The sequence below is a fragment of the Neoroseomonas oryzicola genome (genome assembly GCF_012163135.1).
Classification (GTDB): Bacteria; Pseudomonadota; Alphaproteobacteria; order Acetobacterales; family Acetobacteraceae; genus Neoroseomonas; species Neoroseomonas oryzicola.
On sequence record NZ_JAAVUP010000021.1, the window covers coordinates 15,628 to 30,492 of the forward strand.

At 62.7% G+C, this 14,865-nt stretch carries 8 protein-coding genes and 1 pseudogene; 6 read left to right on the forward strand and 3 right to left on the reverse strand.

The features are described 5' to 3' along the window. Window positions 1–30 precede the first annotated feature (30 nt). From GWK15_RS24680 to GWK15_RS24705, 6 genes are all read left to right on the forward strand, one after another. Window positions 31–1,524 (forward strand): ATP-binding protein, encoded by a 1,494-nt coding sequence (locus GWK15_RS24680; protein WP_168044109.1) that lies wholly within the window; start codon window positions 31–33, stop codon window positions 1,522–1,524. Next, window positions 1,521–4,256 carry a Z1 domain-containing protein gene (locus GWK15_RS26665; RefSeq protein ID WP_168044111.1) on the forward strand — a complete coding sequence of 912 codons (2,736 nt, stop codon included), beginning with the start codon at window positions 1,521–1,523 and terminating at the stop codon, window positions 4,254–4,256. The genes GWK15_RS24680 and GWK15_RS26665 overlap by 4 nt, the downstream gene beginning before the upstream one ends. Then, window positions 4,243–5,217 (forward strand): PD-(D/E)XK motif protein, encoded by a 975-nt coding sequence (locus GWK15_RS24690; protein WP_168044113.1) that lies wholly within the window; start codon window positions 4,243–4,245, stop codon window positions 5,215–5,217. The genes GWK15_RS26665 and GWK15_RS24690 overlap by 14 nt, the downstream gene beginning before the upstream one ends. Further along, window positions 5,214–7,283: an AIPR family protein gene (locus GWK15_RS24695; RefSeq protein ID WP_168044115.1), complete on the forward strand. Its 2,070-nt coding sequence runs from the start codon at window positions 5,214–5,216 to the stop codon at window positions 7,281–7,283. Before GWK15_RS24690 ends, GWK15_RS24695 begins: the two co-directional genes overlap by 4 nt. A gap of 373 nt (window positions 7,284–7,656) precedes the next feature. Further along, complete coding sequence (locus tag GWK15_RS26670) at window positions 7,657–10,854, forward strand: AAA family ATPase (protein WP_168044117.1); 3,198 nt, start codon at window positions 7,657–7,659, stop codon at window positions 10,852–10,854. Window positions 10,855–10,859: 5 nt separating this feature from the next. After that, the gene (locus tag GWK15_RS24705; protein WP_338147331.1) at window positions 10,860–12,116 is read left to right on the forward strand and encodes an McrC family protein; all 1,257 of its coding nucleotides are present in this window, start codon (window positions 10,860–10,862) and stop codon (window positions 12,114–12,116) included. A gap of 206 nt (window positions 12,117–12,322) precedes the next feature. Here GWK15_RS24705 and GWK15_RS26740 read toward each other — a convergent pair. The 3 genes and pseudogenes from GWK15_RS26740 to GWK15_RS24715 all read right to left on the reverse strand — a co-directional run. Beyond that, window positions 12,323–12,456 (reverse strand): annotated as a pseudogene (locus tag GWK15_RS26740) (IS256 family transposase); the annotation flags it as partial. A 59-nt stretch (window positions 12,457–12,515) separates the two neighbouring features. Beyond that, a complete protein-coding gene (locus tag GWK15_RS24710; protein ID WP_168044121.1) occupies window positions 12,516–13,166 on the reverse strand; it encodes a hypothetical protein in 651 nt (216 codons plus the stop codon). A 142-nt stretch (window positions 13,167–13,308) separates the two neighbouring features. Further along, window positions 13,309–14,505: an IS256 family transposase gene (locus GWK15_RS24715; RefSeq protein WP_168044123.1), complete on the reverse strand. Its 1,197-nt coding sequence runs from the start codon at window positions 14,503–14,505 to the stop codon at window positions 13,309–13,311. Between the last annotated feature and the right edge of the window lie 360 nt (window positions 14,506–14,865).

Consider the following 14,865-nt stretch of genomic DNA (forward strand, 5'->3'; position numbering starts at 1 on the left):
GGACATCAAGCAGCCCGAAGAAAGGATCGCATGAAGGAAGTTGGCTCATCACGGCGAGCAGATGCGACCCCTCACGCAGCTGCGCTGATAGAAGGGCTGAGGGACATCGGCTATTCCCTCGAAACTGCAATTTCGGACATCATCGATAATTCCATTACTGCAGGCGCGCGCGAAATACGGATCATCACGGAGACGTACGCCGACGAGCCGTATTTGGCGATAGTCGATGACGGCGACGGCATGAGTGAAGACGCGCTCATTGCCGCCATGCGCCCGGGAAGTCGGAACCCTCTTGCCACACGTGATGAGCCCGATCTCGGAAGGTTCGGTCTTGGCCTGAAGAGCGCCAGCTTCTCCCAGTGCCGTAGGCTGACAGTCGTTTCTCGCAAAGTCGACAAGACATCCGCTGCAGTCTGGGATCTCGACGAAGTTGCGGAGCGGAATGAATGGGCGGTGCAGTTGCCCGATGATACCGCTGCGATTCCGGAAGTTAGCCAACTTGGCGCTGCAGGTACGCTGGTTTTGTGGCAGAAGCTCGATCGGCTCACTGGAGGCTTTTCGCACAACGCAGCGAAGCGCGCAGAAATCATCAACCAGCGGATCGCCGAAACCGAACGCCATCTGCGTCTCGTGTTTCATCGTTTCATGGAAGATGCGAAGCCACTCCGTATCCTGTTGAACGGACGCCTGTTGCGGCCGCTAGACCCCTTTGTCCGAAAGAATCAGGCAACGATTCCTGACCCGGAAGAAAAACTGGCGCTGAGCCATGGTGTTGTGGAAATCCAGAGCTTCACGCTCCCTCACCACAGGCAGATGAGCAAGACTGACTGGGAGGACGTTGCCGGCCCTGAGGGCCATCTGAAATCGCAGGGGTTCTATCTGTACCGAGGGCGACGGCTCATCATTTACGGAACGTGGTTCGGGCTTTGCCGTCAATCCGAGCTGACAAAGCTCTCCCGGGTGAGGATCGATATTCCAAATAGCATGGACGCCGACTGGAAGATCGACGTCAAGAAGTCTTCTGCCCAACTGCCTCCCGTCGTCCGTGACCGCCTGAGGAGGGTGATCGAGCGCATCCAGGACGGTTCGAAGCGGACCTATCGAAAGCGCGGTCAGAAGCTCGTTGATCACGAGCGCCTGCCGATGTGGCATCGCATTCAGGCTGACGGACAGATCCGCTATCGCCCAAACATCGAACACCCAGCGTTCGCGGAGTTCGCCGAAACACTGCCAAAGGATCTTCAGCGCGGGTTCTTCAACTGCATCGCTCTCGTCGGGGCGTCGCTGCCCGTCGAAACCTTGCACGCCGACATGGCTGCAACAGCTGAGCAAATCGTTCCCGATCGCGTGGATGAGGACACGCTTAACCAGGCTGTGCAGGCGACGCTATCCGCTCTTCTGGGCGCCCAGAAAGACATCAAAGAGATCATGTCGCTGATGAAAGACGTCGATCCGTTCCGTTCGGCATGGGACGACACCCAACGCATCATCGCTGCGACGATCGAGGCGAGGGAAGCAAAGTGAACCCTGTCCTGAGCAGCCTGGAAGGCATGACGGCGATGTACATGGCATCGCAGCAAGGGCCGCACACATCCCAGTCCATCCGGGAAATCATTTCTCAGTTGCGTGTCATGCCGATGTTTGTCGGGCGGGTCGAAGATGACGACGCGGAGGAGCTCGCCCGCCTGATCGAGGAGAAGTACGGCATCAACATGGGCCTTGGTGCCATCGTCGATGCTGAGGACTTCCGACCGTGGCTGCATGACGCCCGGATCAATGGCGATGTCGATGATTTCTACTGGAGCCGGTACCGGAAGCTTCTGAACCTAAAAGGTCTGCCCAAGGCGGTGATTGATGCCACCGACGAGGTGACCGATCGAGTACTGGATCGCCTGGGCGATCCGAAGAACCTTAGCCGCTGGAGTCGCCGCGGCATGGTTGTTGGGCATGTCCAGAGCGGGAAGACTGCGAACTACACCGGACTGATTTGCAAGGCGGCGGATGCGGGCTACCGGCTGATCGTGGTGATCGCGGGCATCCACAACAATCTGCGCAACCAGACTCAGGCGAGGATCGACGAAGGATTCATTGGCCGTGATACTGGGCGGCTGGCCCATGCGAACAAGGCACAGCGGCAGAAAATCATCGGGGTAGGCGTGTTCGATCAGCGCCAGTTCCCAGTCTCACTGACCAACACCCTGCGCGACTTCAACAAGGCCACCGCGACCACGAACACCAGCCAGATCGGCCAGTACAATGTCCCCGTCGTGCTCGTGATCAAAAAGAACTCCAGCACGCTGCGGAACCTGCTGGAATGGCTCAAGGAGCATTCGGTCCATCAGGGTGATCAGATGGTAAGCCAGCCGATGCTGCTGATCGACGACGAGGCGGACAACGCCTCGATCAACACTGCCTATACCCGTGACGAGGTAACGCGCATCAACGGCCAGATCCGCGAATTGCTCTCGCTTTTCCACCGCAGCTGTTATGTCGGCTACACGGCCACGCCCTTCGCCAACATCTTCATCGATCCTGACACCGATGACGAGACGCTGAAGCAGGATCTGTTTCCGCGACATTTCATCATCGGTCTAGACGCGCCGTCAAACTACTTCGGCGCTCAGAAAGTGTTCGTCGACGCCCGCGACCGGCACATTCGCTTGATCGACGACAACGAGGATGTCCTGCCGATGAAGCACAAGATCGACCATCCGGTCGATGTGCTGCCCGAAAGCCTCGTGCGGGCCGTGCGAGCCTTCGTCGTCGCCCGGGCGATCCGTAATGCGCGGGGCCAGCAAGCGTCGCACGCCTCGATGCTGGTCAATGCCTCGCGCTTCACTGAGGTCCAAGGGCGACTGCGCGCACGTGTGGCCGATGTCCTTGGCCGCATCAGGGATGCGGTAGCGGTCGATGGCGGGAAGGGCAATGCCGCCCTGCGAAATCCCGAGATAGCGGCCCTGCATGAGGTCTGGAAGGCGGAATACTCGGATGCTGAAGGCCCCGGCTGGCCGCAGGTGCAACCACGACTGCACGAAGTCCTGATTGCCACCCGTGTGGTCGAGGTCAACGCGTCGAAGCGTGCGCAAGCGCTCGACTATGACCAGGGCGGCGAACATGGAGTGACGGTCATTGCGGTCGGCGGGTTCTCCCTCTCGCGCGGGCTGACGCTGGAAGGCCTGATGGTCAGCTACTTCCTGCGAAACTCCTTGATGTATGACACGCTCATGCAGATGGGGCGCTGGTTCGGGTATCGCCCGGGCTACGAGGATCTGTGCCGGGTTTGGATTCCCGCCGATGGCGTCGGTTGGTATGCCCACATTCACGAGGCAATGGAGGATCTCCAAGTCCAGCTGAAGCGCATGGAACTGGCGAAGGCCACACCGGAGCAGTTCGGGCTGGCCGTGCGCAGCCATCCAGAATCGCTGATCGTCACTGCACGGAACAAGATGGGGACCGGTCGTGAGTTTCCCATGAAGGTCGGGCTGGCAGGCAAGCTGGTCGAGACCACGCGGATTCGCTGCGATCACGATCAGCTGGATCGAAACCGGAAGGCAGGGCAGGAACTGGTGGCGACCATCGGGTCGCACGGACTGGCGGCGGATCGTCTTTCCAGGGGCATCCTCTACAGGTCAGTACCCGTCGATCTGGTGCGCAACTTTCTCCGGGTTTTCCGTGCCGATACCGCCGATCCCCTTACCGATCCACGCCTGATGGGTGACTACATCAATGCCCGCGCCGACAGCGAGCTGAAGGAGTGGGACGTCCTGCTTGCCAGCGCCCAGAAGGCAGACGCACCCGAGGATGAATTGGCTGGACTCAGGATGCGAGCCTTCGGCCGATCGGTTGGTGAGCCCGATCTGCGCCGGGGAGTCCTTGCGATCAGCGGCACAAGCAGGCGGGTTGGCTCACCCGGGGACGAGCGGGTCGGCCTGACGGCGGACCAGATCGAAGCGGCGACGCAGGCCTTCCGCGAAGAGTGCGCTCGCCAAGGCAAGGACCTCCCAAAGACCCTTCCGCCGCGCATCTTTTGCGAGATAGCAGGGCGTCGCCCACTGATCATCATCCGTTTCGTCCAACCGACAGTGCCGGACGAACTGAAAGCCAAGTCGCCGGGCGTCGTACTTGCCTGGAGCATCTGCTTCCCGCCTTCCGATGTGCAGGGCGGCACCGTCGAATATGTCGTAAACACGATCCGCATGCGCGAGATGTTCGGCGAGGAGGAAGTCGAGGAGGAGGCGCTGGGTGATCCCGAATGACACGCCATGGTCCGGTCTCGAGGTCGGAAAGGTCGACACACGGCGCGTTAACGCCTCTGCCCGTTGGAACTGGTTCTGGGCCGTGATGCCACGCGCCGATGTGGCACTGGTGCTGCAGCTGAGCGATCTACCTAAGCCAGCGCCTGACCTCCCCAAGCTCAGGAACCTCGAGATTCGGTTCCAGACGCTGCCTGGTGGGCCGATCCTCTACGTCCGGTTGAACGACAGCGCGCAGCTGGAACTGTTCGAGACGCTCTGCAGGGATGTGATTGCGGCAGGCGAACTTGCCGAGACCGAAGCTGACGCATTGGAGCGGGCCATCGGACGCACCTTCCGCTGGCACTACCTGCTGCGCGGCGGAAAATTGGAAGTCCTATCGGAGGAGGCGCAAAAGGGCCTGATCGGCGAAATCGAGGTCCTGAAGCTCCTGATCGCTACCTTCGGCGCGAAGCCGGCCGTGGCAGCATGGACAGGGCCTTCCGGCGCACCGAAGGATTTCGAGCTCAAGGCTGACTGCATTGAGGTCAAGGCTAGACGTGGAGCGTCGCAGCCCTTCGTGAAGATCACGAACGAACACCAACTTGCCGATGTGCCGGATCGCCGTTTGTGGCTGGCGATCCTGGCCGTCGACAAGGTGCAACCGCCCCATGGTCGAACGCTGACGGAGGTTGTGTCCGAAGTCACCGAGCTTCTCGAGCGGACAGAGCCTTCGGCCATCATGGATTGGGATATGCATTTGGCCGATGCGGGTTACGACGTGCTGCACGATTATTCGCCGTGGCGCTGGATCGTCTCGGCTCCTGACTTTCACGCTGTAACCGGGAACTTCCCACGGATCGACGCACCAGTACCCTTAGGTGTGTCCTCGCTTTCCTATTCCCTGGCGTTGTCTGCTTGCACCCCATTCCGGACCGACTGGGGCGATTTGCAGGCGAACCTGATCGGCGAGGTCCGCGCATGAGCGAACTCGTTGAATATCACCAGAACCTGATGGCCGACATCCGGCGCGAAGCCGACGCCAGCGGAATCTTCCCAGTGGAGGCCTTCTTTGACCGGATGACCGAGCGGCTTACCGAGGCAGGCGAACTTGAAGTCGCTGACCGTGCCTACTACCAGAGCGGAGACGGTGGCCAGAGACTGCGGATCGACGGCTATGCGGGCGATCCACGCCAAAGCGAGGGGGTTCTCGGGCTGATCGTCTGCGACTTTGTCGACAGTGACGAGGTCCAGACATTTGGCAGGGGCGACGTTCCGCCCATCCTCAATCCGCTTATCCGATTCCTGAAAAGAGCCAGGACGGAAAAGTTCCGCGACGCCCTGAACGAAGTCAGCCCCGCCTTTCAGGTCTCGGATCTTATCATCACGACGTGGTCGCGGGTCACCAAGGTCAAGCTGATACTGATTTCCAACCGCCAGTATATCGGTCGCAGCGACACGCTGAAGCTGGCAGAATTCGGCGATGTGCCGATCACTTGGTCCGTCTGGGATCTCGCCCGCTTTGAGCGGTTCGACCGATCGGGTCAGGCCCGCGAGGACATGGTCATCGACTTTGCGCGAGACTTTGGCGCGCCGCTTCCAGCTCTGAAGGCGTCTCAGACGGGGGCGGCACTCGAAAGCTATCTGCTCATCGTGCCGGGCGCGCAACTGGCAGCCATTTATGATAAATGGGGGGCTCGCCTTCTTGAGGCCAACGTCCGATCATTCTTGCAGGCCCGGGCAAAGACAAACAAGGGCATCCAGAAGACTATTAAGGATGAGCCTGAGCTGTTCTTCCCCTACAATAATGGGCTGTCTACGACGGCCGATGCGGTGTCCTGCGTTCGCACGGATGACGGTCTGTCGATCGCCTCGATAAGCAATCTGCAGATCGTGAACGGAGCACAGACGACGGGGTCGATCCACGCCAGTCTGAAGTCCGCGAAGGATCAGCTTTCCCAGGTGTTCGTCCAGATGAAGCTGACGGTCGTACCCCCCGATCGATCCGAGGACATCGTGCCGAAGATCTCGGAATATGCCAACACACAGAACAAGGTGAACGCGGCCGACTTCTTCTCGAACCACCCGCTTCACATCCGAATCGAGCAATTCTCGCGCGACGTAGTTTTCGCTGCCCGGGAGGGCGAACGCCACGACAGCAAATGGTTCTATGAGCGGTCTCGCGGACAGTTCATTAATGCGCGCGCCCGCCTGACACCCGCTCAGCAGAAGAAGTTCGATCTGGAGTTCCCCAAGGCGCAGCTCTTCAACAAGACCGATCTGGCCAAGTTCGAATACTCGGCTGCCGGGCACCCCCATATCGTTTCCCGCGGTGCGCAGAAGAACTTCGCGGAGTTCGCAAAGGAGATTGGCGAGGCCTGGTCGAAGAGCAACGCAATGTACGACGAACTTTGGTATCGCCGGCTGATTGCCAAGGCTATTATCTTCCGTCATCTCGAGGCAGAGGTACCAAAGCAGCCATGGTACGAGGGCGGATACCGTGCAAATATTGTAACCTATGCAATGGCAAAGGTGTTTAAGGACGCTAGCAGGGAAAAGCAGGTGCTTGACCTTGATGCGATCTGGCGACGTCAGGCAGTTTCTCAGCCCCTTCAGCGCGCCCTGCTTCTCGCTGCGGCGGAGGCTAATTACGTGATTACCCATCCTCCGTCGGGCGTGCGGAACATGTCAGAATGGGCCAAGCAACAGGCCTGCTGGAGTGGGTTGGAAGGGCGCAGGCTGGACTATGGCGACGACTTTGACGGCTGCCTGACGCTGCAGGAGACGGCCCGGACCAACGAGCGTGATCAGAGAAAGAAGAAGCGTGAGACGGACGGAATTTCTGCCCAGTCCGAGGTTGTAAATCGCGGTTCCGAATTTTGGCGCGAAATTCTGGTTCGAGGCGCCGCTGATCGAAAGCTCACTCCTAAGGATCAGCAGATCCTCCAAATCTGTGCTTCGATGCCACGCCAAATCCCGAGCGAACTCCAGTCGAAGCATGCCATCACGGTTCTCGAACGAATGAGAGAGCAGGGACTCGTTGCCGAGTGAGTGTCCGGTATCGGCGTCACCGAGAGAAAAGTGGGTTGTTGAGGAACGGACGAGTTCTCGTTCATCGTAACCCCCAGAAGAGTGAAGTTGAGCTAGAACTCCTCCGTTCCTCTACCACACTGGCCTGTCTCAGGGGCGTTGACGCCGGACACCCACTAAGCGACCACCTCCACGAAGTTCTGTCCGGATGGGCGAAGGACTGTGGAGGGAGGTGGGACAGGCGTTGGCCCGGCACCGGTCTGCGGTGGGCGGCCGGCACAAGCGAACCGCGTCCGGCGCTTTACGGCCCACTCCCCATCCCTTCTTTCGGTCGTCACCACGACCGCGACCGTGCCATCGTCCCGAACTAGGTCTCGCTGGTGGGGGGAATTGAGTGGCTGAAACCGACGTGGTGGCGAGCTTCAAGGCATTCGCCGCGACGCAGTTGCTGGCGCTGCTGAAGTCGGCGCCAGAAAACCAGTTGCCGAAGCAGGTTGCGTATGACGGCGTCCGTAAGGGTTACGAAGCCGAGCAGGGGTGGCCGGCTGAACTCGATGACGTCGAGCCCGGGCCAGCACGGACGCCGCGTTGGCTCAACCGCCTCCATTGGGTCGTCGCCGACCTCGTCCAATCCGGAATCCTCGAGAAGAGCGGGGGGAGCGACGACCTGCGGGCGACCGACTTGGGCAAAGGGCTCTTCGCCTTGTCGGCACCCTTCAGCGACACGCCCCAGACGCGCGAGCTGTTGGCGGCCGTGGCGGCGGCCCAAGCGGATCCATCGGCCAACGCGAAGGCCGCAGCGTCCCTCCAGGAGTTCCAGACCAAGTTTCCAGCCGATCGCCTCGCCGACCTGTCCCTCCAGGACTACGCCATCGGCGGGGGCGACCAGGACAATTTCTGCTGGTGGCTGGAACGTGGCCTCGCCGAGTTCGGGCGCTACAGTCCCGGTTCGTCCCGCGGACACATCATCTATCGCCAGAAGGACGGGACGTACTTTCTGCCCGACGAACTCGCCTCGCTGACACCCGAACAGGCCATGGCTGAGGTTGCGCGGTGGCACGCGAAGGTCGTCAAACTTGGAGGGGGCGAGACGCCGGAGGCGGCGGACAAGGAGCCCCTTGCTCAGACGAAGCGCAGCCGGACCCTAAAGCTCCTGCACAGCTACTTCCCGGACCGCTTCGTGCCGATCAACAGCATGGGCCACATGCAGAAGCTGTTGTCCGGGTTCGGGGTGAGCGCCGACGACATCCCGGAAGGGCCGGTCGCCCGGAACCGGCTTCTTCTGAAGCTCTTCAAGGAGGTGGCGGAGCCAAACGGGCTGACCGCGATCGATTTCTCGCGGATCCTCTACGATCGCTTCGACCCGAAGGGCATCAAGCTCGACACCGGACGCGTGACCGGCGCGGTGCGGCTGTTCGGGATGATGGTCGGCAACACCTTCGACGCGCCGCGGTTCGTCGAGGAGGAGCGCCGCTACAAGGCAGAGATCGTCGCGCGCTGGCAGGCCGTCGCAGAGCCGGAGGCATTGCAGCAGGCACTCGTGAGCGGCTCCGAGGTCATGAAGGCGGCGGAACTGGCATCGGCACTGCTCCAGCCGCCCGCCAACTTCCTCAACTATCGCTACCAGCCTGCGATCAGCGGCCTCAGCAGCCAGCCCGAGGCGCGGATCTTCGTCGAGGCCGTGGCCGCGCTGCTGGCCTCCGGTGAGCAGGAAGAAGCGACGCCAGACATCACCGGCTTCAACGAGCGGATGCAGCCTCTCTATGACCGGCTGGACGCCGCTGCGAGGACACCCACGTCACGGACGCTGCCGACCCTGATCCTCATGCTGTCGTACCCGGACCGCGACCTGGTGATCCGGTCCGATCCGATGTCCCGCGCACTGCAGTGCCTCACGAAGAACGCCGTCAGCCTCACCGCGCCGCTGCTGACCGCCGACGAGTACCGCGGCTGTCGGAGTGTAGCGGAGGCGCTGAGACAGGAACTGGCGCCGCTGAAGCCAGCGGACATGGTCGACGTCCAAGGCTTCATCTGGCGCATCTTCTCCATTCCCGACATCTGGTTCGGCGGGGTGAAGTACGGAAACGAAGACATGATGCCTCGCTTCGAGGAGGCGGGTGTGTATGGCGTCGGGTTCGGTCGAGACCCCAACGTTCGATCGCTCGTTGCCGGTGCCGCCGAGCTTTCACCGAAGGATCGGGAGCGCCGGATCGAGGCGATCTCCGGGGTCACCGAGAGGAACTCATCGGTGGCACTGGGCAACTTCATTGAGCTAGCTTCGCGGCCTGGAAGTACCGTCCTCGCGAAGGCAACCTACGCGGACCCGAAGGAGAAGGTCAGCATCGTCCGTCTCCGGGCAGTGGCTCGCACGGAGAAGGCACCGACCGGCTATGACGATGTGCTCGGCCACACGGTCAAGGTGGAGTGGCTCGGCAGCGCCGACCTGCGGATCAAGACCAAGGCGTTCAACAAGATCGCGGCGACGCTGACGCCGATAAAGTTGGCCGACGCCCTAGACATTGTCGGTGGCGAAGAGGTCGTGGCGACAGAGGCGCCCGCAATCGAAGTCCAGACGGCAAAGCCAGAGACCGAGGCCAAGTCTGCTGGCAAGTTCGATCCGCCGACAGTGTCCCCCACGTTGCCAAAGAACCTGATCCTCTACGGGCCGCCCGGGACGGGGAAGACCTTCCGTGCGCTTGAGTTGGCGGCCCAGTTCGGCGAGCGCAGGCGGATGGTCACCTTCCACCCGGGCTTTGCATACGAGGAGTTCGTGGAGGGCCTCAGGCCGGCGTCCGACGGCAAAGGGGGGCCTATCCGATACGACGTTCTGCCCGGCGTCTTTCGCCAAGCCTGCGAGGCAGCGCGGTCCGCCCCCGATACCCCGCACCTGCTGGTGATCGACGAGGTGAACCGCGCCAACCTCGCCAGCGTCCTCGGCGAACTGATCACCCTGATCGAGGAGGACAAGCGCGGCGTGGAGGTGACACTCCCATACAGCAAGTCGCCGTTCTCGGTGCCAGGGAATCTCTGGATCGTCGGCACCATGAACACCGCCGACCGATCCATCGCCTTAATGGACATCGCCCTGCGCCGGCGCTTCACCTTCCAGGAGATCGGCGTCGACTATGAGGCTCTGCGTACCGACTTCGCGAAGTGCGAGGACCCTGAACTGGCCGAGCTGGACCTGCCGGCCATCCTGGCTGCGATGAACGAGCGCCTTCGCTACCTGCTCGACCGTGACCACCAGATCGGCCACGCGTGGCTATTCGGCGTGAGGTCCCTCTCCGACCTCCGCGACCGTTTTGCCGGCCGGATCCTGCCGCTTCTCGCTGAGTACTTCTTCGACGACTGGTCTCGAGCCTGTCTCGTTCTCGGCGAGCACCCCAGCAAGACGCGTCCCACGGATTTGATCCGCAAGCGTGTCGTGAGCGACGCGGAGAAGAAGCGGCTGTTCGGGGATGCTATAGGGGATGGCTCGGAGCGGACCCTGTACGATCCCAGCGAACCCGCGACCTGGCAGCCCGCGCATTTCGCGAAGATCGCGCCCGACCCAGCACAGTCGATCGCAGAAGCTAACGGGGACGCCGCTTGAACGACGTGGTTCGCGTCCAAGAGCATGGCCGGCTAATTGTTGGCCGCGGCGGGCTGACGGAGGCCGAGCTGGAGTTCCTGCTGGGCCTGCGCCAGCGCGGCCCTTACTTCTTCGCCGAGGAGCGAGTGCAAGGCAATTGGTACTGCCGGTTCGGCGGCTATGCCGGCGCTATCGCCATGCCGGGAGGGCGTACCCTGGAGGTGCTGCCAAAGGTTGGCGACCTCGATGACCCCGCTTCACGCTCGCTGCTGGTGCGTATGCTGGCCGGGGCGGAGATAGGTCCCTCGATCGAGGATGCGGCGGCGGATTACGGCGACAGCCCGACCCTGATCGAGGCGTATCTCCGCTTTGCTGCGGACTTGGCGCTTCGGGAGGTGCGTCTCGGTTTGGTGCATGCCTATCGCCGCTTGGACCGGCGGACCCCGGTCGTCCGTGGGCAGTTGCTGATCGCAAAGCAACTCGCTCTTCTGCCGGAACGCCTGGACGTCCACATCGCACGCGTCGAGGACTACCGCGCCGACACGCCAGTGAACAGGAGCATCAAGGCCGGCGTCCGCTGGATCGCGCGTGTCACCCGAGTGGCCGCAACTGCCGCAAAGGCGCGGGAGGTCGTGATGCGGATGGACGCGGTATCCGACAGCACGGGCCCGCTGCGAGTGCTCGGTGACGCGCTTCGCCGGCTTCAGGGCAGTATCGAGCGCGACCGACGCCATCGGAGGCTGGCCCCGCTGCTGAGGGTCCTGGGCCTGCTGCTGGACGGGACCGCAGTCGCACCCGAGGCCGGCGCAGCCGCGCCAGGGCCGACACTCATGTTCGACATGAGCAAGGTTTTCGAGGCGCTGCTCGCGGCCCGGCTGAGGCGGACGCTCTCCGGCTGCAGCGTCGACGAGCAGGCCTCGCACCGATTCGACATCGCCGGCGAGTTCATGCTTCGGCCAGACCTGCTTGTGCGACAGGGAGGAAAGCCCGCGCTGGTCCTGGATGCCAAGTGGAAGCGGGTCAGCGGACCTGCGGACGTAGACGACGCGGATCTGCGCCAGGTTTTCGCGTATGCACGCATTCTGGGCCTGACGGACGCGGCTCTAGTTTATCCTAAACTGAACGGGGCCGGGGCACCCCTACAGCACGTCCAAGTGGCGGACGAAAGCGGGGTCAGGATCCACCTGTGGCAGGTCACGGTCACGGCGGCGGGCTGGAACGAGTTGGACAGCGACCTTGGCCGGCTCGGCAGCAAAGCGGGGCTCTCTCCCGCATTGCGCTGACGCCGTGCGCCTTCAAGTTCTGGCGCAGAATCGCCCCTGAGATTTCGCCGACGCCGGACATCCATCAGCAGGTCGAGCGCGGGCGCCGAAAGGGGCACGCGGTGCACTCGGCCCGCTTTCATCCGGCTGAGAATCGATGGCGCAGGGTCGTGTCCCTGATGATGGTGTAGGAGCGCACCGGGCTCCTGGCCGGGTCTGAGCCGCGGTCAGTTTGCCACAGTGGGCAAGCTGACGTTGGGAGCATCGCTGATGGGCGCGAGCGTCTCAAGACTCATGTGGCGGCGCTGGACGGCCAATTAGCCAGTCTCCTCGCGAGAATGGCGCCCACGAGCTTAGCAACGGCACTCGGTCGGTCAGTGCAGCATGCCCGCTGCCGATGTTCGAGTAGCGCGCGAGGGTCTAGCGACCCACGGCACGCGCTCCCGGGATTGAGGCCAACCTCTCCTCTCGCGGTGAAAGAATCACTGGGCGACGTTCGACAAGAAGCCGTGCGTCCTCCTGCGGCGTGAGAACGGTCGCGATGGTCCCGTCGAAGCGAAAGTCGATAGGGGGATGAATGCCGAGCAGCGCATCTGTGATGGAAAAATATCCTACAACACGGGCGCGGTCGATGACGTCCGCGGTGAAGACGGTCGTTCGGCCGCCATGAAGGGAGACCTCGATCGGAATTGGCCTAACCCAGGAGAGCGTGTTTGGTGCGTTCGAAAACAGGTCTCGCATCTCCCATTGCAGTAGGTACGTGCCAGCAGGGAGATCCGCCGCGACCGCTTGCCCATTTTCAAAGAAGGCGAGCCGCTGGCCTTGAACAACGATATCGCCTCGCACCGATGCCTCTCGCGCCAGAACGGTCTTGCCCATGCCGGTGTCATCCCAGCGGCCGGAAACGATCACCAAACGTGCAATTCCGACTGGCGGCTGGCCGGCGGCAATCGCGGCGGCTGCTGCCTGATCAGGCACGCCACTCAATACAGAGGTCGATGGTGCGGGTGGGCCTGAACTGCTGCAGGCAATCACCAGCAGGACAAGCGACAGCAGAAACCGGCGATGCATTGCTCGGCCTTTCCCGAAGCCGGCACCAAGAACCGAGTTCGGCGGTCCACGGCATTGATCTAGAGCAATGCCCCATGGGACGGATGCGAGCCATGGCGTGTTGAACGAGCCGCATGGTCTCCTGAGCGGGTGTGAGCCGCGATCAGTGTGCCACGGCGGGCAGGCTGACGTTCGGAGCATCGCTTATGGGCGCGAGCGTCTCGAGGCTCATGTAGCGGCGCTGGACGGCCCATTCGTCGTTCTGCTCGAGGAGAATGGCGCCGACGAGCCGGGTGACGTGGGCCTCGTTGGGAAAGATGCCGACCACGTCGGTGCGCCGCTTGATCTCGCCGTTGACGCGCTCCAGCGGGTTCGTGGAATGGATCTTGGCGCGGTGCTCCCTGGGGAACGCCATGAACGCCAGCACGTCCTCCTCGGCGGCGTCCATCAGGGCAGCGAGCTTTGGCACCCTGGGACGGAGCTGGTCCGCGACCGTGCGCCACTGCCGCTTCGCGCCCTCGGTATCGGCCTCGGCAAAGGCGGTGCCGATCCAGGCCGAGACGAGGCGGCGGTGGCCCTTGCCGGCATGGGCCAGGGCATTGCGCATGAAGTGCACGCGGCAGCGTTGCGACGTGGCATGCAGCACGCGCCGCACGGCAGCCTTCAACCCCTCATGTCCATCGGCGATGACCAGCTTCACGCCACGCAGGCCGCGCCGGGCCAGCGAGCGCAGGAAATCGGTCCAGAACGTCTCCGCCTCGCTGGCGCCGGTCGCCGTGCCGAGCACCTCGCGCCGGCCGTCGCTGTTGACGCCGACTGCAATGGTGGCGGCCACGGAGACGATCCGTCCGGCCTGACGGACGCGCACGTAGGTGGCATCGAGCCAGAGATAGGGCCATTCGCCCTCGATCGGGCGGGAGAGGAAGGCGCCAACACGCTCATCGAGTTCGGTGCAGAGCCGGCTGACCTGGCTCTTGCTGATGCCCGACGCGCCCATCGCCTGCACTAGGTCGTCCACCGCCCGGGTCGAGACGCCGTGCACGTAGGCTTCCTGGATCACCGCCACCAGCGCCTTTTCGGTGGTCCGGCGGGGCTCGAGGAAGCAGGGGAAGTAGGAGCCGCGCCGCAGCTTCGGGATGCGCAACTCGACCGTCCCGGCCCGCGTCTCCCAGTCCCGCTGGCGATAGCCGTTGCGCTGCACCAAGCGGTCGGGGCTGCGCTCGCCATGGGCGGCGCCCGTCATCCCGCCGACCTCCAGTTCCATCAGCCGCTCGGCCGCGAAGCCGATCATCTCACGCAGGAAGGTGGCATCCGTCCCTTTCGCCAGCAGCTCGCGAAGGGCAGTCTCTTGCTCGGTCATCGTGGAGTTCCAGGGCAGGGGTTGCAGCTCGCAACTCAACCCTACCCAGGTTCACCGCGGTGGCCGCCTCCTACACCACGTCTGGGGGCACGACCTGGCGCAGCGAAATTCGCGTGTAAAGGCCGCCCGATTGAAGGGATTGAAATCAGAGACGAGGCTACGCCGTTAGCTATCCGAGTTGTGTTCGGCATAAGCCGATGCGTGTCCCCGCATCCAACAATTCCGAACATTCCCCCCAAGGCCCGATGGCAACCGCCCTAGGCTCCAGCCTCAATCAGGTCCATCCGATGAGGATGGCGGCGATGGCGACGGCCGAGGCGAAATTGGCGGCGAGCTTGTCGTAGCGGGTGTGTATCCGGC

Coding starts and splice junctions, on each gene's coding strand:
- GWK15_RS24680 (WP_168044109.1), top strand. CDS start 31: ATGAAGGAAGTTGGCTCATCACGGCGAGCAGATGCGACCCCTCACGCA.
- GWK15_RS24695 (WP_168044115.1), top strand. CDS start 5,214: ATGAGCGAACTCGTTGAATATCACCAGAACCTGATGGCCGACATCCGG.
- GWK15_RS24710 (WP_168044121.1), bottom strand. CDS start 13,166: ATGCATCGCCGGTTTCTGCTGTCGCTTGTCCTGCTGGTGATTGCCTGC.
- GWK15_RS24715 (WP_168044123.1), bottom strand. CDS start 14,505: ATGACCGAGCAAGAGACTGCCCTTCGCGAGCTGCTGGCGAAAGGGACG.